Source organism: Streptomyces sp. NPDC055239 (genome assembly GCF_053606205.1).
Genome location: NZ_JBSGRD010000001.1, coordinates 1,130,341 through 1,150,982 on the forward strand (window position 1 = coordinate 1,130,341; position 20,642 = coordinate 1,150,982).

15 protein-coding genes and 2 pseudogenes are annotated in these 20,642 nt (G+C 71.3%); 9 read left to right on the forward strand and 8 right to left on the reverse strand.

The window, feature by feature from the left end; all coding sequences use genetic code 11:
• Window positions 1-124 precede the first annotated feature (124 nt).
• The 4 genes from ACWFRJ_RS04635 to ACWFRJ_RS04650 all read left to right on the forward strand — a co-directional run bounded on the left by ACWFRJ_RS04635 (window position 125) and on the right by ACWFRJ_RS04650 (window position 8,099).
• Window positions 125-3,187: a BTAD domain-containing putative transcriptional regulator gene (locus ACWFRJ_RS04635; RefSeq protein ID WP_453524717.1), complete on the forward strand. Its 3,063-nt coding sequence runs from the start codon at window positions 125-127 to the stop codon at window positions 3,185-3,187.
• Window positions 3,188-3,512: 325 nt separating this feature from the next.
• A complete protein-coding gene (locus ACWFRJ_RS04640; protein ID WP_453524718.1) occupies window positions 3,513-4,178 on the forward strand; it encodes a M15 family metallopeptidase in 666 nt (221 codons plus the stop codon).
• Window positions 4,179-4,269: 91 nt separating this feature from the next.
• Window positions 4,270-4,758: a hypothetical protein gene (locus ACWFRJ_RS04645; protein WP_453524719.1), complete on the forward strand. Its 489-nt coding sequence runs from the start codon at window positions 4,270-4,272 to the stop codon at window positions 4,756-4,758.
• A gap of 32 nt (window positions 4,759-4,790) precedes the next feature.
• Window positions 4,791-8,099, forward strand: a complete 3,309-nt coding sequence (locus ACWFRJ_RS04650) for a CHAT domain-containing protein (RefSeq protein WP_453524720.1) — start codon at window positions 4,791-4,793, stop codon at window positions 8,097-8,099.
• 23 nt (window positions 8,100-8,122) lie between these two features.
• On the opposite strand, the gene ACWFRJ_RS04655 is transcribed toward ACWFRJ_RS04650, so the two are convergent.
• The 4 genes from ACWFRJ_RS04655 to ssuE form a co-directional block, all read right to left on the reverse strand.
• Complete coding sequence (locus ACWFRJ_RS04655) at window positions 8,123-9,745, reverse strand: protein kinase domain-containing protein (protein WP_453524721.1); 1,623 nt, start codon at window positions 9,743-9,745, stop codon at window positions 8,123-8,125.
• A 119-nt stretch (window positions 9,746-9,864) separates the two neighbouring features.
• Entirely contained in the window at window positions 9,865-11,010 is a 1,146-nt protein-coding gene (locus tag ACWFRJ_RS04660) for an LLM class flavin-dependent oxidoreductase (protein ID WP_453524722.1), read from the reverse strand.
• Window positions 11,011-11,075: 65 nt separating this feature from the next.
• On the reverse strand, window positions 11,076-12,257 hold the full coding sequence (locus tag ACWFRJ_RS04665) for an SfnB family sulfur acquisition oxidoreductase (protein ID WP_453524723.1): 1,182 nt from the start codon (window positions 12,255-12,257) through the stop codon (window positions 11,076-11,078).
• A gap of 107 nt (window positions 12,258-12,364) precedes the next feature.
• Window positions 12,365-12,919: an NADPH-dependent FMN reductase gene (gene ssuE / locus ACWFRJ_RS04670; RefSeq protein WP_453524724.1), complete on the reverse strand. Its 555-nt coding sequence runs from the start codon at window positions 12,917-12,919 to the stop codon at window positions 12,365-12,367.
• Between the two features lie 421 nt (window positions 12,920-13,340).
• Here ssuE and ACWFRJ_RS04675 point away from each other — a divergent pair, with 421 nt between their 5' ends.
• Complete coding sequence (locus tag ACWFRJ_RS04675) at window positions 13,341-14,249, forward strand: LysR family transcriptional regulator (RefSeq protein ID WP_453524725.1); 909 nt, start codon at window positions 13,341-13,343, stop codon at window positions 14,247-14,249.
• Between the two features lie 11 nt (window positions 14,250-14,260).
• Here the strand turns inward: ACWFRJ_RS04675 and ACWFRJ_RS04680 are convergent.
• A pseudogene (locus tag ACWFRJ_RS04680) lies at window positions 14,261-14,508 on the reverse strand (hypothetical protein).
• A gap of 81 nt (window positions 14,509-14,589) precedes the next feature.
• The gene (locus ACWFRJ_RS04685) at window positions 14,590-14,967 is read right to left on the reverse strand and encodes an STAS domain-containing protein (RefSeq protein ID WP_453524726.1); all 378 of its coding nucleotides are present in this window, start codon (window positions 14,965-14,967) and stop codon (window positions 14,590-14,592) included.
• A gap of 434 nt (window positions 14,968-15,401) precedes the next feature.
• Here ACWFRJ_RS04685 and ACWFRJ_RS04690 point away from each other — a divergent pair, with 434 nt between their 5' ends.
• Entirely contained in the window at window positions 15,402-15,917 is a 516-nt protein-coding gene (locus ACWFRJ_RS04690; RefSeq protein ID WP_453524727.1) for a hypothetical protein, read from the forward strand.
• A gap of 191 nt (window positions 15,918-16,108) precedes the next feature.
• Window positions 16,109-16,777: pseudogene (locus tag ACWFRJ_RS04695) on the forward strand (ribonuclease BN); the annotation flags it as partial.
• Window positions 16,778-16,830: 53 nt separating this feature from the next.
• On the opposite strand, the gene ACWFRJ_RS04700 reads toward ACWFRJ_RS04695, so the two are convergent.
• Window positions 16,831-18,249 carry a DUF2252 domain-containing protein gene (locus ACWFRJ_RS04700; RefSeq protein ID WP_453524728.1) on the reverse strand — a complete coding sequence of 473 codons (1,419 nt, stop codon included), beginning with the start codon at window positions 18,247-18,249 and terminating at the stop codon, window positions 16,831-16,833.
• A gap of 124 nt (window positions 18,250-18,373) precedes the next feature.
• Here ACWFRJ_RS04700 and ACWFRJ_RS04705 point away from each other — a divergent pair, with 124 nt between their 5' ends.
• Window positions 18,374-19,678 (forward strand): diacylglycerol/lipid kinase family protein, encoded by a 1,305-nt coding sequence (locus ACWFRJ_RS04705; RefSeq protein ID WP_453524729.1) that lies wholly within the window; start codon window positions 18,374-18,376, stop codon window positions 19,676-19,678.
• Window positions 19,679-19,717: 39 nt separating this feature from the next.
• On the opposite strand, the gene ACWFRJ_RS04710 is transcribed toward ACWFRJ_RS04705, so the two are convergent.
• On the reverse strand, window positions 19,718-20,179 hold the full coding sequence (locus ACWFRJ_RS04710; protein WP_453524730.1) for a DUF7144 family membrane protein: 462 nt from the start codon (window positions 20,177-20,179) through the stop codon (window positions 19,718-19,720).
• 182 nt (window positions 20,180-20,361) lie between these two features.
• On the opposite strand from ACWFRJ_RS04710, the gene ACWFRJ_RS04715 reads away from it, so the two are divergent.
• The gene (locus ACWFRJ_RS04715; protein WP_453524731.1) at window positions 20,362-20,625 is read left to right on the forward strand and encodes a hypothetical protein; all 264 of its coding nucleotides are present in this window, start codon (window positions 20,362-20,364) and stop codon (window positions 20,623-20,625) included.
• Window positions 20,626-20,642: the final 17 nt, after the last annotated feature.

The following is a 20,642-nucleotide window of genomic DNA, read 5'->3' on the forward strand; positions in this document are numbered from 1 at the left end:
GACGGCGGATGGCCTGATTGCCTTGGTGTACACGCTAGTTGACAGTGGGCAGACGTAGTATGACCAGCCGTTCGGGGGACCGGGGCGGTCAGGACTGCGCGGGGCAAGACCCATGGAGACGGGCGTGAACACGGACACCGACTACCGTTTGCTGGGCCCGGTCGAAGCGTGGCGCGCGGGCCGTCGGCTCGCGCTCGGCGGTCCCAAACCCCGGGCGCTGCTCGCGGCGCTCCTCCTGGAGCCAGGTCGTGTGGTGTCCGTCGACGCGCTGATCGACGCCATCTGGGGCGAACGGCCGCCGGACACGGCACGCTCCCTGATCCAGTCGTACGTCTCCGCGCTGCGCCGCGCCCTGTCGGCCGATGCCATCGAGACCCGGCCGCCGGGCTATCTGGTCCACGCGGACGCCACCCTCGTCGACCGCGCCGAGTTCGACCGCCTCGCCGCCCGGGGCAGGCAGGCGGCGGCCGACGGCGATCACGCAGTGGCCGCACGCCTGTTGGGGGATGCCCTCGCCCTGTGGCGCGGACCCGCACTCGGCGGGATCGGCGAAACGCTGCGGGCCATGGCCGACCAGCTGGACGAGGAGCGGCAGGCGGCCCTGGAGGAGCGGATCGCCGCGGAGCTGACACAGACGGGCCGCGAGCGGGAACTGGTCGCCGAACTCACCGCGCTGGTCGCCAGGCATCCCACCCGGGAGCGACTGCGCGGCCAACTGATGCTCTGCCTCTACCGATTGGGACGCCAGGCCGACGCACTCGCGCTGTACGCGGAAGGCCGCGACGTACTCGCCGACGAGCTCGGCATCGATCCAGGACCCGACCTCAGACGGATGCACGAGGCGATCCTCAGGGCGGACGAAGCGCTGCTGCCCGCATCGCGGGAGACCCCCGCAGCTGCCGCCTCCCAAGATGCCTTCGTCGTCCCGGTGGCGGCCCTGCTGCCGCCCAGCATCGGCGACTTCACCGGCCGTGACACCCAGCTCGCCGACATACGGGCCGCGCTGTCGGGGCCCCGCGACGCCATGCCGGTCGTCGTCCTCTCCGGGCCCGGCGGCGTCGGCAAGTCCACCCTGGGCGTCAGGGTGGCGCACCAGGTCGCCGACGAGTACCCGGACGGGCAGCTGTACGCCGAGTTGCGGGGCGCCACCGCCCCCGTGGCACCCGGCGAAGTCCTCGGGCGCCTGCTCTACGCCCTGGGAGCCGTTCCGCCCGACGGGGACGCCGAGCGGCGCGATCTCTTCCGCAGCCTGGTCGCGGGGCGCCGCATCCTGCTCGTGCTCGACGACGCGGGCAGCGAGTCCCAGGTCCGCCCGCTGCTTCCGGGGAGCGCCACCTGCGGGGTGCTCATCACCGGGCGGGCGCGTCTCGGTGCCCTGCCCTGCACCCACCGCGCCGATCTCGACGTACTCGACACGGAGCCGGGCACCGAGCTCCTCGGCCGTGTCGCGGGGGAGCGGCGCGTCAGGGAGGAGCCGGACGCCGCCCGGCGCATCGTCGAGCTGTGCGGCGGTCTCCCGCTCGCCATCCGGATCGCGGGCGCCCGCCTCGCCACCCGCCGCCACTGGACGGCCCGCATGCTCGCCGACCGGCTCGCCGACGAACACCACCGCCTGGACGAACTCGCCGTGGGTGACCTCGAGGTGCGGGCAGGACTCGGCATGAGCTACCGGGCCCTCGACGCCCCCGCCCGCACCGCCCTGCGCCGCCTGGGCCTGCTCGCCGCGCCCGACGTGGCCGCGTGGGTGGTGACCGCGCTGCTCGACGTGCCCGAGACCGAGGCCGACCGTGTCGTGGAACAGCTCATCGACGCCCAGCTCCTGCACTGCACCGGCGTCGACCGCGCGGGCCAGCCCCGCTACCGGCCCCACGACCTGGTACGGGTGTACGCAGCCGAACGCGCCGACGCCGAGGACCCGCCCGCCGAACGGGCCGCCGCCGTCGGCCGTGCCCTGGGCGCCTGGCTCTGGCTGACCGGCCGCGCCGCCTCCGCGACACCGTCCGGCGCCGTCGAACTGCACCGCGGGCTCCTCGACTCCAGCGGCTCGGGTGGCCCCGCCGCGACCGCCCTGCGTAGACTCGTCAGACCCGTCGGCCCTGAGGCCACCCAGCGGGCCCTCGCCGACCCGGCCGCCTGGTTCGAGGCCGAGGCCGACGCGATCGCCGCCGCAGTCGAACGCGCGGCATCCCTCGACCTGCACACCCTCTCCTGCGAGGCGGCGGCAGCCCTGTGCTCCTCCGCCTACACCGTCGGCAACCGCTTCGAAGCCTGGTGGCGCACCCACGACGCGGCCCTGGCCGCCGCCCGCCGCGCCGAGGACAGAGCGGGAGAGGCCCTGCTGCTCATCGGCCTCGGCCAACTCCGCTACGAACAGGACCGGTTCACCGACTCACAGCGCTACTTCACGCAGGCAGCCGAACTCTGCGCCGAACTCGGCGACGTACGCGGCCGGGCCGCCGCCTTCGCCGGGCTCGGCAGCGCCCGGCGAGAAGCGGGGCGGCTGCGCGACGCGCAGGAGACGCTCGTCCGCGCGGTCGAAGGCTTCCGTGAACTGGGCGACGACCCGGGCGTCGGTCTCTCCTGCCGCTACGCCGGATCCGTCCAGCTCGAACTCGGCGACTTCGACGCCTCGCGCGCCTTCCTCGACGAATCACTGCGGGCCTATCGCAGGCTCGGCAGCCGCCGCGGCGAGTCCCTCACGCTGCGCTCGATCGGCCTGGTGCACCGCGCGCTCGGCGAGTACGAGGCGGCGGAGGAATTCTCCGGTCGTGCGGTGGACCTCCTGAGCACTCTGGGGGACCCGCTCATGCTCGCCTACGCGATGCAGGCCAGGGCCAAGTCGCGTATCAGACTGGGACGTTCGGCCGAGGCGGCGGTCGAGATCCGCAGCGTCCTTGACGTCTGCCGCGGCCAGCGCGACCGCTTCGGCGAGGCACTCGGCCTGCGCACCCTCGGCGAGTGCGAGCTCGCCGCGGGCCGCCTCGACACCGCCGAGCAGCACCTGACCACGGCCGCCGCCCTCTGGAACGACCTGGAGCTCCCCCTGCCCCGCGCCCGCACCCTGCGCGACCTCGCCGCGACGCGTGAGGCCGCCGGGGACCGGGCGGGGGCAGGCGCCCTTCGCGCCGAGGCGCGGGAGGTCTTCACGGCGTACGAGGCGCGCGAACGGCACGAGCCGGGGCTCTGAGCAGGCATCCAGTGGTCCTGCAATCCGCTTGGTGCGGACTTGCAGAGAATTTGCAGCGGAGTGCGCCACGCTCTGTGTGTCGGCGGGTGAACACGCCGACGGCAACGGGGGATCGCAGGAAACAACGGGGGACTCAGCGGAATTCATCGGGGGAAGCACGGGGGAAGGCCACTGATGCCTCGTACGGCCCACACCACCGACACCCGTCGGTCGTGTGGGCCGCTCGTCGCGTAGCGCCCCTGCCAGGGCACGGAGGGGACTCCGGGGGCGGGCGGCAGCCCGTCCCCGGAGCTGTGCCCGCCACCGTCGCCACGAAGGGGCAAGCATGTCGTCGATCATCCTCATGAACGATCCCAGAGTCGTCGGCATACCGGTCCAGGAGTGTGGCGAGGCCCTCGTCGACCTGCGCCAGCTGCCCTTCGTGGATGTCGACGACCGCCTCGCCGACCCGGCAGGGGCCTACGCCCAGCTGCGGGAGGGCGTCGCCTGGCGTCTGGCCCGCGCGGCCCGGCTGCTGCCCGAGGGACTGCGCCTCCTTGCGACCGAGGGATACCGCCCGCTGGCCCTCCAGATCCAGTACTTCGAGGAGTACGCGGCCGAGCTGAGAAAGGCCAACCCCGACTGGTCGGACGAGTATCTGCGCCGGCAGACGAGCCGCTCCCTCTCGCCGCCCGAGGTGGGCCCGCACGTCGCGGGTGCCGCGATCGACCTCACCCTGTGTACGGCCTCCGGCGCCGAACTCGACCTCGGTACCCCGGTGAACGCGAGCCCGGAGGAGAGCGAGGGCGCCTGCTACATGGACTGCGACCGCATCTCCCCGACCGCCCGCCGCAACCGCCGCACCCTCACCGCGGCCCTCGCCACGGCCGGTCTGGTCAACTACCCCACGGAGTGGTGGCACTGGTCCTACGGCGACCGCTACTGGGCCCTCACGACCGAGACCCCCACCGCGCAGTACGGACCGGTGACGCTCGACGCCTCGGCGAACTGAGGCCCGCCCCACCCCTCTTCGCGTATGTAGTCCTGTCGCCCATCTGGCGAAACCACACACGCAAGGTCTGCCGGGAAGCCAGAATCGGGGCATGCCGAGTCAAGGTCAGTTGGAGCAGAGTGTCCGAGGTCTCTCCGACGAAGCTGCCGTCCAGGCGCTCACCGCTGTGGTGGAGGAGCGTGGGCTGCTCCCGGACGCCAGGCAAAGCACGTGGGACGGTGCCGAGTTGGGGAACGCGCTGGACCCCGTGGACGTGGAGACGTATCTGCGGCCGGGGCAACCTGTCGTGAGCGAGGGAGAACTGGCGCGAGCCGCGCTGGAGTACGCGGCATCCCTCAGCGACGACTTGGCGCAAACGGTCGGTGAGGCCGTCGAGTATGCGCAGTCCCCGATGCAACGCCTCGACCCCGTCTCCCTCTCGGTCACCGTACTCGTGGTCGTGCTCCTGCAGACCGAGGTCGTCGTGAAGCGGGACACGCGCGGCAGATGGAGCCTGGCCATCCATAAGCGGGCCATGCGGGACGCCGCTCTCGGCCGGGTCTTCACGGCCCTGCTCTCGCGGATCACCGGCGGCAAGTAGCAGGCGGGTCAAGGACGGGGACGGGGGAGCGGGTGGCGATCTCGGCGAGGGTGCCCTACGCGTGGCGGTGCGAGGAGTGCGACCGGGAGTGCGGGGCCCCGGTGTGGCGCATCGTCGACGCCCGTGAGCGCGCCGACGTCCTGGAGGTTCCCGGCCCCGGCGTGTCGTGGATGAACTGCCCCGCATGCGGAGCGAAGGCATATGTCGATGCTCCGTTGCTGGTCCTGCGCCCCGGAGCGGCGGCCCCTCTACTGATCGGGCTCTCCGTCGCGGAGCTTCGAGGCGATCCGTCGCAGCCCGCGGTTTCCCTCCTGGAGGAGGCCGGGCGAGCCGGCGCTTTCCGAGGCCATGCCTTCTTCGGGCAGGCGATCCTCTTGCCGCGCAGGCTGCTTCCGGTCGTCCTGACCCGCGATCTCGACCGCGACCTGGCGGATCCGGAGAGGGCATGCCGAGAGCTGGAGCCGGAAGGGCCGCCGACGGCCGACCACTACAGGATCTTCCTCGGGTATCTGGAGCAGGAGCGTGACGAGACCCGGGTGCACGAGCTGTTGTACGCCGTACTGACAAGCCCGCCGGACGAACTCGCCGAGCTCCTGCGTGCACACCCGGAGCTGTCCGGCGACACGAGGGTGCGCGACGCCGGTCGTGAGGAACTGCGCGGGGCGGTCGGCACTCCGCTCGAAGCGGTGTTGCAGGGGCGGCAGCGGCTCCTGGAGGACCTGTGTGACGGCCGCACGCCTCAGGACGCGGCGGTGCGGCGCTACTTCGAGGTCCACAACCAATTCGGCGGCGATCTGCGCATGCGGCTGCATGAGCTGCACGGCAGGGCCTGCGAGACCGAAGGACCCGAGGGTATTGCGCTGGCCCGAGAGGCGATGGAACTCGCCGCCGACATCGGTGAGGAGGAGCTGGAGACCGCGCTCGCCGCCCTACTCGGCGAACGCCTTGTGCACGTCGCCCATGCCGGGCTCGGCACCGACCTGGCCGAGGCGTACCGGCTTCTGGAACTCGCACTGAGCCGACTGCCCGAGGGCAGCCTGGAGTGGGTGCAGGTGGCGAACAACCTCGCCAGCGCGCACTATGCGCGGGACGACGGCGACCGCCTCGAGGTCTGGGAGACCGCCCGCGATCTGCTGGCGCGCGCGAGCGCCCTCGACCGCCGCGAGCATCCCGAGTTCTGGGCCCGCATCCAGACCAACTACGGCTTGCTGCTCGGGGAGCGGCCGGGAGGCGGCCCCGCGGATCTCACCCTCGGCATCGACCGGGTCAGAGCAGGACTCGAGGAGAGGTCACCGGAGCGCTCCGTGGTCAACTGGGCCTACTCCCTGGTCAACCTCGGTCTGCTGCTGTACCGCCGTGCCGAGCCCGAGGACCTGCGGGAGGCAGAGCAGTGCTACCGGGACGTACTCCACCACCTCAGTGCGGGTGACGACCCCCCGCTGTGGGCGCAGGCGCAGTGCAATCTGGCCCACCTGCTGCTGACCCGCGACCCCGTGGACGCCACTGGCGCCAGGGCGGCGGCGAACGCGGTGCTCGATCTGGCCGCCGAGATCCCCGGACTCCTCAACACAGGCCGCATCACGTGGCTTCTCGCCCAGGCCAGTGACCACCTGGAAGGGCCGGACGGCGCCGAGAGCATCCGGCTGCGCCGCGAGGCCCTTGCCGCGGCGCCGCCCGCGATCCAGCCATCGCTGCACCTCAGCATCGCCCGGGAGCTGGTCAGCGCCTACGCGTCGGCGGAACGCTGGACCGAGGCAGCCGACGTCGCATCGGACATGCTCACCGCAGTGACGGCGCTCTACGACGCCCAAGTCACCGTCGCGAGCCGTCGGGGCGTGCTCGTACAGGTGGACCGGCTCGCACGCTGGACCTCCTTTTTGCTGGCGAGGGCGGGGCGTCCGGAGCGCGCGGTGGAAGCGGTCGAACGCGGCCTTGCCTGTGAGCTCTCGGTGGTGACCGGGCGGGGAGCGGCGGAACTGGCGGAACTCGAACGCGTCGACCCCGTCATGGCGGAGCGCTACCGAAAGGTGCAGGCCCGATACCGCTCCGCGGTCGCGGAGCCGTCCGAGACGGCGCCCGGCGGGTTCACCGCGGCGCGCGAGCAGGCCGAGGCCGAACGCGCCCTGCGCGCGGTGGTCGAAGACATCCAGGCGATCCCGGGCTTCGAGGACTTCCTGCGCACCACCCAACTGCGGGACATCGTCCGGGCCGCCGACGGGCTGCCGCTCGCCTACCTGGTGAACGCACCGTGGGGCAGCTACGTCCTGGCGATCCCCGGCACGCAGCCCACCGTACGGGCCGTCTCCGTCCCTGAGGTGAGCAGCATCAGCCTCCTGCACCTCCTGGTCACGGACCCGGACGACGACAGCATGGGGCTGTGGCTCGTGCAGCAGGCCTCAAGGCTGACGCTGCGTCGCCAGCTCCCGGTGGCTCTGGACCGGCTGAAGGCCCTCGAACCGCTCGTGCGCCCGCTCGCCAGGCTGCTCGCGGATGATGCGCGGCACGAGGCGGTCGTCGTGCCGACCGGTCTCCTCGGCCTGGTCCCCCTGCACGCCGTGCCCCTGGGACAGGGGACCGAGGACGTCCTCGACGACGTCGGCAACTTGATCGTCTCCCCGTCCGCCGCGGTCTACGCGGCCACCCGCTCCCGAGCCGTACGGCCGCGGGAAGCGGCGCCGCGTCTGGTGGCCGTCGCCGACCCCGACGGCTCGCTGCCGGGTACGCGCAGTGAACTCGCGGAGGTCCGCGCCTTGTTCGAGCCGCGGGGTGAGGTGGACCATGCGGTCGGGGCGGAGGCCACCGTGGGCTGGGTGCTCGATCACCTCGCCGAGGCGTCGCATCTGCATCTGGGCTGCCACGGGAACGCCGGATTCGACAGCCAGGGCGGCTCACTGGCCCTCGCCGACGGCCGCTTGGACATGGACTCCCTCGTGCGGCATCAACTTCCCGTCTGCAGACTGGCGGTGGCCAGCGCCTGCCAATCAGGGCACTACGCGATCATCGAGGCTCCCGACGAGTTCCTCGGGCTCCCGGCCGCCTTCCTCCAGGCGGGGGCGGCCTGCGCGGTCACCAGTCTGTGGCAGGTGGACGACATGGCGACCGCCTTCCTGATGACACGCTTCTACGAGCTCCTCTCCCTCGCCCACGACCCAGTACCGGCGCTGCGCCTCTCACGGAGGTGGATGCGCCGTCTCACGTGGGACGAGTTCGAGCAGTACTCGGACGCGCACCGCCATCTGGCAGCCCTGAGCAGCCGGTACACCGCTCATGCGAGATCCGCGAAGGAACTCCCCTTCGCCTCTCCCGTCCACTGGGGCGCGTTCACGGCGTGGGGGGTATGAGCGCCCGTCGAGACGGAGAACCTTCAGTTTCTCCTCGTCGGCCCGTACGGGTCGAGCGAGTAGTTGACGACGACGGAGTCGGCCGGCGCTTTCGGGGCTCTGACCTCCATGACCGTGTAACGCCCTGCTGCCAGAACGGAAACGGCTACTGTCGCCGCGTACTGGACTTCCCTGCCGTTCGCGCAGCTGGGTTCGCAGACCACCTCCCACCCCTGCCCGGTGGCGCGGGCGGCTGGCGTGCCCCAGTCCGACCACACCAGGCCCTTGAGCCCGACTTTTCCGTCGCCGCAGGCGAGCAGGAGCTCGGTCGGTTCGTCCAGCGGCTGACCTCCGCAGTCGGCGATCGCGGCGGGCCGCGTGCTCGGCCGGGTGTCGGCCGTCGTCGGGGCCTGCCGGGAGGGCTCGGTGGCGGCTGAGGGCTTGGCGGCGGGCGTGGTCGGCTCCTTGGACGGCTCTCTCTCCGCCTCGGCCTCGGTCTGCGGTGCCGTGGTCGTCTGCACGACCGTAGTGGGAGGGCGCGGGGGTGCGGCGGTGCCAGGAGAGTCGACCTTGCGCCCGGGGTCCAAGAGGACGACGGCCGTGGCGACGCCCAGGCCGGCTGCGACGACCGCACCCGCGGCGAGGGCCAGTCGGCGCCGGACCGGAGCGGGCTCAGACGCGGGGCCGATGGGATGTACCGGACCGGGAGGGAGATCGACGACGGCCGTCGCCTCGGCCTCCCGTTCGCGCGTACGTCTGTCCAACTCCGCCCGGAGCCGGGCGATTTCAGCCTGTTGCTCCGCGATCAGCTCATGCACCTCGGTCGGCCAGGGGCGTGCCGACGGCGTGAGACGGCCGATGTCTTGAAGGAGTCGGTCCGGGCTGGGTCTCTCGCTCGGGTCCTTGGCCAGGCAGCGGGCGACGATCGGGCGGATCTTCGCCGGGATCATGCTGAGGTCGGGGTCGGTGTGCACGATGTTGTACAAGGTCTGCGGCATGGAGGGCCCGGCGAACGGACACCTGCCCGTGCACGCCATGACCAGTACGGTGCCCAGGGAGAACACATCGCTGGCCGCGTCCAGCGGCCGCCCCTCTGCTTGCTCCGGGGACATGAAACCGGGCGAACCGACCAGTCGGCCCGAGTGGGTCAGCTCGGTGCCGCCTCCGGTGCCGCCGTCGGTGTCGGTCGCCCGTGCGATGCCGAAGTCGATGACTATGGGACCGTCATCCGCGAGCAGCACATTGGACGGTTTCAGGTCCCGGTGAACCAGTCCTGCCCGGTGGATGTCGATCAAGGCGGAGGCCAGCCCCGTGGCCATGCGCAGTACCGCTTCCTCCGGCAGCGCGCCGATGGCCTCCACCGCCTCCTGAAGCGAGGGGCCCGGTACGAACTCCGACGTCAGCCACGGTTCGGGCGCGTCCGCATCGGCGTCGATCACTGTCGACGTATAGGTGCCGGAAACCTTGCGGGAGGCTTCCACCTCACGGCGGAACCGCGCCCGGAAGCCGTCGTCCTCGATGAACTGCGTGCGCACCTGCTTCAGGGCGACGAGCTTTCCGTCCGGGGCGCTGCTCAGGAGGACCCGGCCCATTCCGCCCCGGCCGAGCTCGGCGATCGTCCGATACCGCCCGACTTCTCCTGGATCAGTAGCCGTTAATCGTTCCACCGTGTCCCCCGATGCAGACAAGTCACTCGACGAACTCAACGAATTCGACGGACCATCAACAACAGAGTGTGAGTGCCGTGTGAACCCGGGACAAGACGTGTGGCTGATACACCCTGTGGCTATGAGGCGAACGGCACCGCCGCCGGTGTCGCGTCGAGCGACGCGGCGGCAGGGTGGTGCCAGAGCCCCCGCGCGGCGAGCTGCGGAAGCACGCCCTCGCCGAACCAGTACGCCTCCTCCACGTGCGGGTATCCCGACAGCACGAACTCGTCGATGCCCAGAGCGTGGTACTCCGCGATGCGGTCGGCTATCTCGGTGTGAGAGCCGACCAGAGCCGTGCCCGCGCCGCCGCGCAGCAGGCCGATGCCGGCCCAGAGGTTCGGGTAGATCTCCAGGCGCTCGGTGGAGCCGCCGTGCAGGGCCAGCATGCGCTTCTGGCCCTCGGATCCCGAGCGGGCCAGGCCCTGCTGAACCTCGCTGATCACGGCCGGGTCGGTGCCGGAAAGGAGCCGGTTCGCCTGCGCCCAGGCCTCGTCGGCGGTGTCGCGGGCGATGACGTGCAGGCGGATGCCGAAGCGGACCTCGCGGCCTTCGGCCTTCGCCAGCGTGCGGATCCAGCCGATCTTCTCGGCGACCTGGGCGGGCGGCTCGCCCCAGGTGAGGTAGACGTCGCTGTGCCGGGCGGCCACCGGCCCCGCCGCCTTCGACGATCCGCCGAAGTAGACGGGCGGCACCGGGTCGGGGAGGCGGGTGAGGCGGGCCTGTTCGACGCGTTCGTGTGCTCCGTGGAAGTCGACGGTCTCGCCGCGCCACAGGGAGCGGATGATGTGCAGGAACTCCTCACAGCGGGCGTAGCGGTCGTCCTTGCCGAGGAAGTCTCCGTAGGCGCGCTGCTCGTGGTCCTCGCCGCCCGTGACGATGTTGAGGAGCAGGCGCCCGGCCGAGTGCCGCTGATAGGTGGCCGCCATCTGCGCGGCCAGGGTCGGAGTGACCAGGCCGGGACGGAAGGCCACCAGGAACTTCAGACGCTCGGTCGACTCGACCAGCATCGCGGTGGTCAGCCAGGCGTCCTCGCACCAGGCGCCGGTGGGGGTGAGCGCTCCCTCGAAGCCCAACTGCTCTGCCGTACGCGCCACTTGGGTGAGGTAGGCGAGCGTGGCGGGGCGATCGCCTCCGGCGGCACCGGTGGGTACGCCATGGCCACCGCCGACGATGTGGCGGCTGTCGCCGTTGGTGGGCAGGAACCAGTGGAAGGTCAGGGTCATGGGTGCGGGTGTCCTCTGCGGTGGTGAACGCGAATGCGATGGTGAACGCGAACGCGGGACCGGTCTCAGACCAGGCCGTTGCGGGGCGGCGGGGTGTCGTTGAGCTCCCAGCCGCCCAAATAGCGGAGCTTGAGACGGCGTGGGTCGTGCAGGGTGTGGGTGCGGGCGTTGCGCCAGTGCCGGTGGAGATTGAGGTCGCGGTCGGCGGCGCGGGTGCCGATGAGCTCGAAGATGCCGCTGGACACGGCCAGGGCCACCGCGTCGGACTGCGCGCGGGCTGCGGCGACCGCAGCCGACGCCTCGGCGGCTCTCTGCTCGGTCAGGTCGGCGCGGGCGGCGTCCAGGGCGTCACCGGCATCGCGCAGCAGGGCACGCGCGGAGCGAACCTTCAGGGCGAGCTCGCCGAAACCGTCGATGACGGCACCCTCGTCGGCGGCGCGCTCCACGCCCGCCTCCAGGCGGGGGCGGGCCAGCGTGTGGATGAGCCGCTTTCCCTCGCGCAGGGCGCCGACGGCGATGCCGGTGTCGAGAGCCGCGTGCAGATACTGGCCGAAGGCGCCGAACACCTCGTCCTTCTCGAAGATCGTGTACACCGGCACGATGTGCTCGGCGGGCACCCGCACCTGATCGAAGCGGACGGTGCCGCTCCCCGTGGTGCGCTGGCCCATGCCGTTCCAGTCGTCCTCGATCTGCACGCCGGGGTGGTCTGCGGGGACCCAGGCCGCGTGCGTGCGGCCCTCCTCGTCGTTGGCGTACACCGGGATCCAGTGTGCGAACAGCGAACCGGTGGCGTAGAACTTGGTGCCGTTCAGAACCCGGCCGCCATCGGGGTGCGGTGTGAAGCCGATGGCGAACTCACGGGCCGTGCGGGTGCCCCGTTCGGAGAGCGCGTTGCCGAAGTGCCGCCCCGCGAGCACCTCGCGGTAGAAGAAGGCGCGCTGCTCCTCGGTGCCAGCGTGGGCCAGCACGTTGACGAAGAAGTAGTGGTTCTGCGGGATCTGGCCGATGCTCGCGTCCCCGGCCGTCAGCTCGGTGAACACCTCGCCGAGACTGCGGGCGCCGAGCTCGGGCCCGCCGTGCGAGCGGGGGATCGAGAGCGTGAAGAGACCGGCTTCGGTGAGATCGCGCACCTCCTCGTACGGCAGCTCGCGCTCGGCGTCGCGGCGCGCGTCGTCGGCGGTCAGACGCTCGGCCACCCGGCGGGCGATCGCGATCGCCTCCGCGTCGGAGGCGGGGATGCGGGGCATGGGGCGGGCCTTTCGGGTGCGGTTGGGGGCCGGTGGGTGTGAGCGGTGTGCGCGGGGGAGGGGGGTCGTGGGTCGGCTCGGCGCGGAAGGGAAAGCCGATTACTCTTTCACGCCGCCGCGAGCCGTGTCGGCTCCGCGAGCACCTCGTGGAAGCGGGCGACGACGGGGGTGAGCCCGGCGTTCGCGTCGGGCGTGAGGCTGACCGTCCCGTCGTCGGCCGCCGTGATGTGGCGGTCGAGGACGAACCAGCCCTGGGCGACCTCGGCGCCGAGCGAGGTGAGGACGGGGCGCAGCGCGTAGTCGACGGCGAGGACATGGGCGGGGGAGCCGCCGGTGGCCAGCGGCAGGACGGGCTTGCCGCGCAGCGCGTACTGCGGAAGCAGGTCGAGGAAGGTCTTGAGGACGCCCGAGTACGCCGCCTTGTAGACGGGTGTGCCGACCACGAGCGCGTCGGCGTTCTCGACAAGGGTGACGGCGTCGGCGACAGCGGGGTGCGAGGTGTCTGCGGACAGGAGCGCGTCGGCGGGCAGTGTGCGGACGTCCAGTGTCTGGACCCGGTGGCCTTGTGCGGCAAGGTCGCGGCCCAGGTGCTGGACGAGACGGGCGGTGCGGGACGAGCCGGGGGCGGAGGCGCTGCCGGTGAGCAGGAGAACGGTGGCCATGGCGGAAGTCCTTCGGTTACGCGGCCACGGGGGCCGGTGGAGCGAGGCAGGGGGAGAGGCAGGGGGCGGGGTGCGGCTGTCCGCAGGTCTGCGGATGCGCGCGATCACGAAGGGCGCGGTGCTGACCGATATATGTGAAATGACCCGTCAGGGAATCGCGCGGGCCGTCAATGGGCCCGGTGGGGCGAGGAATTCACGCGCACGAGACGCGGTTCGGTGCCCGGCGGATGCTCAGCGGCCGCGGCGACAGCAGGCGCTGCACACCAGCGCGAGGTCGACGTACCGTCGCCGCGTCAGGTGGGGTCGCACTGCATTCATGTCCTCGATTCAAGCAGCTGCCCCCGCAGGCGTCGAGTCGGTAATCACTAAGCCCTGATAGGGTTTCCCTCCCACAGCGGGTGTTCGGTGAGGGGTGCGCGGGATGCGGACAGAGCAGCTTGAGTACATCGAGGCTGTCACCCGGCTCGGCTCTCTGCGCCGGGCCGCGGGCGAACTCCACCTCTCCCAGCCCGCGTTGAGCGAGACCGTGCGGAACCTGGAGAAGGAGCTCGGCGTCTCCCTCCTGGACCGCCACCGCTCCGGAGCGAAGGTCAGCGACGAGGGCCGTGAGCTCCTGCCGCACATCATCGGCGTACTGGAATCGGTGGACCGGCTGCGCAGGGCCGCGCACGACCAGCACCAGTCCAGCCGTGTCGTGCGTGTCGGCACGGTGAACGCGGCCACGGCCCCGCTCCTGGTCCCCGCCGTGCGCGCCTTCCGGGAGACCCACCCGGCGACGCAGGTGGAGATGGTCGGCTCGCAGCAGGACGACATCCACCGGGGGCTGCGCGAGGGCCGCTTCGATCTGGGCCTCGTCAACTACCTGGACGGCGACGACACCCCGCCCGACTTCGACACCACCGAACTGCTGCGCGGCAGACCCGTCGTCTGCCTCCACCCGGACAGCCCGCTGGCCCGCCTCGACGTCGTCTCACCCGCCGACCTGGAGACCGAGCCGTTCATCGCGATGCGCGCCGGCTACGTCATGCACCGCTACGCCCATCGCCTCCTCGGCGGCTCCCCGCCGTCCTTCGCGTACTCCACGGACGGCGCGGAACTGGGCAAGTTCATGGTGGCCGAAGGCCTCGGAGCCGCGCTCCTGCCCGACTTCAGCGTCGCGGGCGACCCACTGGAACGGGCCGGAATGATCACGCACCGACCGCTCACCGACGAGACCACCCGCGTTCTGGTGGTCCTCCAGCGTCGCCGCAGCGAGTCCTTCCCGAGGGCCGTACGGGAGCTGCACGCGGCTTTCGTGGCCAGGGCGACGGGACTCAGAGAACGTCCGTGAGCCGAGACGCCCTACTGCTCCCGTACCCATCCAGGGTCGGGGTTGACGTGCGGTCGGCCCGCCACGACGACAGTCGGACGCGCAGCCGCAGGCAGTACGTGCAGCCCGGCCGCCAGTAGACGATCGGCCGCCCCTCGACCGCGCTGCGGCGTTGCGCCTCCAGCGCGCTGATCGAACGCGGGTAGATCAGAGGCGAGTTCACGCCTGCGAGCAGCGCGAACACCAGCAGCAGTATCGGCAGAATCCAAGCGCGCGTCATGAAGACGCAGGCTATCGAGACGCATGCTGTCGATGAGTCGGGTCTGACCCTGTGAGCTGCCACCGGCTCCGACCGGAGCGGTCAACCGGCCTCTTCGATGTCGGGCTTGCTCAGCGCTTCCTTGAGGCTCTGCACCGGGGCGAAGGACGGGAAGAGGCCGGTCACCCGCAGGATGCGCAGGAACAGCGGCTGGTCACAGACCAGTTGAAGCTCTCCGCTGTGCTCAAGGACGCGCCGCCGGGCCCGGCACATCAGGCGTAACCCCGAGCAGTCGAGGAACTCGACATGGCTCAGGTCGATGATCGCCGCGAGGGCGGGCTGAGCCGTGTGGACGTCCAGCGCCGGAGCCATCTCGATGGCGGCACTGACATCGATCTCGCCGTGAAACTCCAGGACCAGATAGCCCTGAGTGCTGTAGGTGTGCAGATGCCCGGTGGCGGGCAAGGCGCCGTCGATCATGATGGCATCCCCGGTGTGGACGAGGCCTGACATGTGCCGAGAAGGAGGAGGATCGGGTTCACTCACCGGGGTCCAGGGTGATCGTGCGCGACGAACCGGAGGGCAGGCTGCGGCACATTTGCGTGCCTGACCTGCGGCAGCGGTCCGCGCACCCCGCGTCCGCCCTGGTGGGGCAGGGAAGCGAGGGGGTTCCATAATGGACCCATCGGGCCGTGTTGGCACTTGTCCGGGGCATCTTGGTTTTATTGCCGTGGGATTGGCGAAACATGGGTCTTGGCGCTAAGTGGCCTGGACCGTGCGGTTGAGGCGCCGTAGCGTCGAAGTCGCGCCCCGGACCTCGGCGCCCATGGTGTACGCGTACCTGCACGGGGTGTGAACCGCCCTGTGCGGTGCGCATGGTGTTCCCTCTGTTTCCACGGCGTGGGGAGACGTCGATGGGACGGACCGTACGTATGACGAGGCTGCCCCGCATCACCACGCAGGCCCCGGACACGGCAGGCCCCGCGGAGCGAAGCGGGCACATGACGGCCCTGGCGCTGGAAGCCGCGCGTGTGGGGGACTCCGTGGACGTGCTGGCCGAAGTGGCCGCGGCGGTGCTCACGGCATCCGGGGCATCGAGGCCACTGGCCCACCGGATGAGTGACGCGGCACGCGTCGCGGCGCACTACGTGATCGGTCACAGCGGGGCGGCGCGCGTCCGTCTGCTGATCAGCGTGCACGAGGACCGGATCACGCTGGCGGTGACCGACTACGACGGGAAGAGTCCGGGACCACCGGCCTGGCTGCCGGTGTCACGCCACGACACCCTCGAACTCGCGGGACTGCGCCCCGGCGTCGACCCCTTGCTGGCCATCTCGAACACGGACGGCCTGCAACTGCACCGCACGCCGGACGGGCACATGCGCCTGGCCATCTGTTCGACCTGGCAGTCGGTTCCCGCACCACCGTGATCCGGGGACCGCCTCACGCGGTCACCGGCGTACGTCACCCGGAGCGGGCGACGTGCCGCGAGGCGACGGCCCCGAGGGTGTCCGGCAGGAGCGGGCTCCTGCTATGAGAGGACACCGTCATGCCGATCCTCGCGGCGCTGCCGCTGGCGGGGCGCGTCGTGCAGCAGCTCGTGCGCGTCACCATTCTCGACATGTCGACTCGTCTTGCGGCGCAGGCGTTCCTTGCGGCGCTGCCGATGCTCATCGCAGTGGCCTCGTTCAGCCCGCGGGCCGTGCGGGAGGAACTGCTGCGCTCGCTGCGCACCATGCTCGGTTCGGGCGGGCCCGTGGTGGCGCGGGCCGAAGTGGTGTCCATGGGCGGCGACACCGCGTTGCACAACTGGGGAACGGTGAGCGTGCTGGTGGCGGTGCTGTCCGCGACGGCCTTCACCCGCGCCCTGCAGCGGATGTGTGAGCGCTCCTGGGACCTGCCACGACCCGCCGTACGGCTCGTGGCCTGGCGCTGGGCCGTGTGGCTTCTCGTGTGGATCGCGATGCTCATCGTGCAGGGCACGCTGCACCGGGCGTTCGGCGCGGGTCCCGTCCTGGGTGTCCTCCTGCAGTCGCTGGCCGCGGTCCTGATGTGGTGGTGGACCCAGCATCTGCTGCTCGCGGGCCGGGTGCCCTGGCTGCCCCTGCTGCCGGGGGCCTTCCTCGCGGGCGCGGGCGGGGCCGCGTTCAGCGCCGCCTCGGGGCTGTGGCTGCCGCGTGCGCTACGGATGAGCGAGCAGCGCTACGCGGCACTCGGCTCGGTGTTCACCGTGCTGTCCTGGCTGATCCTGTACTTCACCACCATCGTGTTCGGCATCGCCGTCGGCCGGATACTCGCCCAGGAGGAGTTCCTGCGCCACTGGCTCGGCGAGCCGAAGGCGCCTCACTCCGACTCCGGCTCCGACGCCGCTGTCACCCTGCCGTCCCGCACCGCGGCGGCCAGCGCCCGGTGGTCGCGCTCGTTCTGGTCGGCGTACGACTCCGCGAATCGCGCCAAGGCCCGGTCGAAGGAGTCGGAGCCGCCCAGATAGGCGGCGATGGCGATCCGGTCGCCGGAACGCGCGTGCGCGCGGGCGAGGGTCGCTCCGCACATCCGGCCGAAAAGACGCATCTGGTCGGGGGTCATCAGATCGGCCTGAGGTATGGCCTTCCAGTCCCTCAACTGGCGTATGTAGAAGTCTCGTTGACGGCCGTCGAGCCCTCCTTCGATCCGCTCCCAGCCCAGGAACATGTCGCTGGTCGCCTGCATCAGACGCTGCCCCGCGACGACCCGTTCCCCCTGGTTGAGGTGGCTGCTCGCGCCCGCGAACTCCGCGAGGACCGAGGCAGGCGCCTCCTTCGCCTGCAGCAGGAGCGGATCGCTGTCGTCGCGGCCGAGCAGCAGGATGATCCAGCAGCGGGTCCCCACGCTGCCCACCCCGACCACCTTGCGGGCCATGTCGACCACCCGGTACTGGGCGAGCAGCGCCTGACGGTCGGCGGAGAGCGTCAGCGCGTACCGGTCGACGAGCTCTCGCAGCTGCTGCTCCAGTTGCTTGCGCTCGACTCCCGGAAGGAGTTCGTCGAGGGGCATGACCAGGGGCGGGTCGGACGTGATCCGCAGTTCGCCGTCGACCACCGAGGCCAACTTCTCCAGCGCCTGAAGGTGGTCACGGGTGCGGGCCTTGCTGAGCGTGCGGGACACCCTGCGCCGCGCTCGCGTGTCCAGCCTGGTGGACATCGTGGCGTACAGATCCTCCGCGTCGATCCGCGAGTACCACACGTCGATCGTCCGCATCCGGGCGAACTTACTCATCGACTCCCGGTACGAGCGCACTGTCGCACGCACCACACGGGCCCGTTCCGATGTCTTGAAGCCGTTGTCGCGCCCGGCGATGACGAGGCTGACGACGAGGCGTTTGACGTCCCACTCCCACGGGCCGGGAAGCGTCTCGTCGAAGTCGTTGACGTCGAACATCAGGTGGCGCTCAGGCGACGCGAGCAGCCGGAAGTTCAACATGTGGGCGTCACCGCACAGTTGGGCCCGCAGGCCGCTGGCCGGGGTGGCGGCCAGGTCGGTGGCCATGATGGCCGCCGCTCCGCGGAAGAACCGGAACGGCGACTCGAGCATGCGGCCGTAGCGGATCGGCACGAGCTCCGGGAGCCGGTGCGCCGACTGCCGTTCGATCACGTCGATCGGGTCGGGCCGGGCAGGGTCGGGCGCGAACTCGGCGTGGTCGGACCGCCGGGCACGGGAGCGACCGGCCCTGCCGAGGGCCGCCCGCTGCTGCGGGGTGAGGTGGCGGTGCGTGGTCTCGGTCATGGCGTGCTCCCTCCAGGCGTCTAGGACTCTGGGCGCGGATGCGCCGCCCGGCGTCACCCCGTCGGTGTGAGGTCGCCTCCCAGGGGTGAGGCCCGGCGCGCTCCGTCGCAGGAGACTGCGCGGCATGGAACCGACGATGCGAGGACAGCGATGGCTGGCCCGTGCGTCCCTGGCATCCGCGGCCGCCGCGGTCCTCGTGCTCGGAGTGTTCGCGGGGTTCAAGACCTTCGCGCTGCTCGGCGTGGGCCTCGCGGGCCTGGCGATCACGGCCGCCGCGGTCTGGTGGATCCTCAGCAGGCGTGGCCTGCCGCGAATCCTGGCGGTGCTGCTCGCGCTCACCGCTCCGATCTGGGTGGTCGTGCAGTTCACGCGGGCCCGGCTCACCTGGGTGGTCGTGGCGTCCGGTGCCCTGTGGCTCCTCGCGGCGGGCACGGGCCGAACGGCCCTCGCCAGGAACGCGGCCCCGGACCCGATGCCGGAGCATCCGGCGGCGACGTTCCGCCACCCGGTGCTGATCATGAATCCGCGGTCCGGCGGCGGTAAGGTGCGCCGGTTCGCGCTGCGTGAGCGGGCGGGTGAGCTGGGGGCCGAGGTGGTGCTCCTGGAGTGGCGGGGCGAGACCGATGTGGCGGCTCTCGCCCGCAAGTGCGCGGCCGAGGGCGCCGATCTGCTCGGGGTGGCCGGCGGCGACGGCACCCAGGCCCTTGTCGCCGAGGTGGCCGCCGCCCTCGATCTGCCCTTCCTGGTGATACCGGCGGGCACCCGCAACCACTTCGCCCTCGATCTGGGCCTTGACCGCGAGGATCCGTCGAAGGCTCTGGACGCGTTGCACGACGGGGTGGAGCTGCGGGTGGATCTCGGCCGGGCGGGTGGACGGCCCTTCGTCAACAACGTGTCGTTCGGCGCGTACGCCGAGGTGGTGCAGAGCCCGGCCTACCGCGACGACAAGACGCGCACCACCCTCAAGCTCCTGCCGGATCTCCTGGTGGGCCAAGGAGGTGCGCGGCTGACGGCGCACGCCGGGGACCACGAGTTCGCGGACCCGCAGGCCCTGCTGGTGAGCAACAACCCCTACGGCACCAATGACGTCGCCGGGCTCGGCCGCAGGACGCGGTTGGACGGCGGGGTCCTCGGCTGCGTCGGCGTGCGGGTCACGAGCGCCGCACAGGCCGCGGGACTGCTGCGCGGCGGGCAGGCCGCGGGACTGACCCGGGCGACCGCCGCGTCCGTGGTCGTCGACGCGGATCAGGAGGAGATCCCGGTCGGTATCGACGGCGAGGCGGTGCGTCTGGGCGTCCCCGTGCACTGCGAGGTACGGCCCGGGGCCCTGCGGGTGATCGTGCCCCGGCTGCGGCCGGGAACGTACCGGGAGCGGCCGCGGCTCGACTGGCGGCTGATCGGCAGGCTCGGGCTGACCTCCCGGCGCTGAGGGGCGCTGAGGGGACTGGGCTCCGGCCGCGAAGGACGGTTACAGAGGCGCCCCGTAGGCCTTGTGCGCCTCGGGGTGGCCGTACATGGTCAGCGACCAGATCACCAGGACGTCGAGGACGATGAGGATGGCCGACCACACTGGCTGGTACGGGGTGAAGAAGAAGTTCTCCAGGGCGCTGAGCACCGCGACGATGATCCCGACGACACGGGCCCAGGTACGGCCGGTGAAGATGTTGAGTGCCGCAGCGAGAATGACGACACCGGAGATCATCTGGATCCAGCCGCGGACGTTGACGTCGAAGTCGAAAGCGTAGTCGCCCTGGGACTGGTAATAGTTGTCGCCGAGGATCGCGGAGAGTCCCGCGATCGCGTGGAACGCGCCGATGATGCCAAGGACGCACACGGCGAAGACGACTCCGCCCAGGGCGACCAAGCTGATGTGGGGCTGCGGTTCGGGCGCACCGGAACGCGCCTGGTCCGGCGAGATCTGCTCTGCCATGGCGAAACCTCCTCCTCGAAGGATCCGGAGCATCCGCCCGGGGCCGCCTCGCCGGTTCACCCGCAACGGATGAGCCCGGGAGCCCAGGTGGGGGCACCGTCACCCGCGCAAGGTGATGCCGTCGGCCATGCCGCCACGAGAATGGCGGCCGATGGCCAGGCCGTCGTACAGGAGGTGTCGCCATGGGCGGGGCACAGGAGGATTCGGGGCCCGGACCGGCCGGGACACCACCCGTCGGCGCCGACTTCGAGATCCGCGTCAGGGGCAGGATCGGTGAGGCCTTCCGGTCGGCGTTCGGAGAACTGACGGTCGTGCTGCGCCCGGCCGAGACGGTCCTCGTGGGTGCGGGTCTCGACCAGGCCGCGCTGTACGGGATCCTCGACCGCATCCAGGCGCTGGGCCTCGAACTGCTCGAGGTGCGCCGACTGCCCGGCGCCAGCTGCTAGACCGTCGAAAAGAGCCG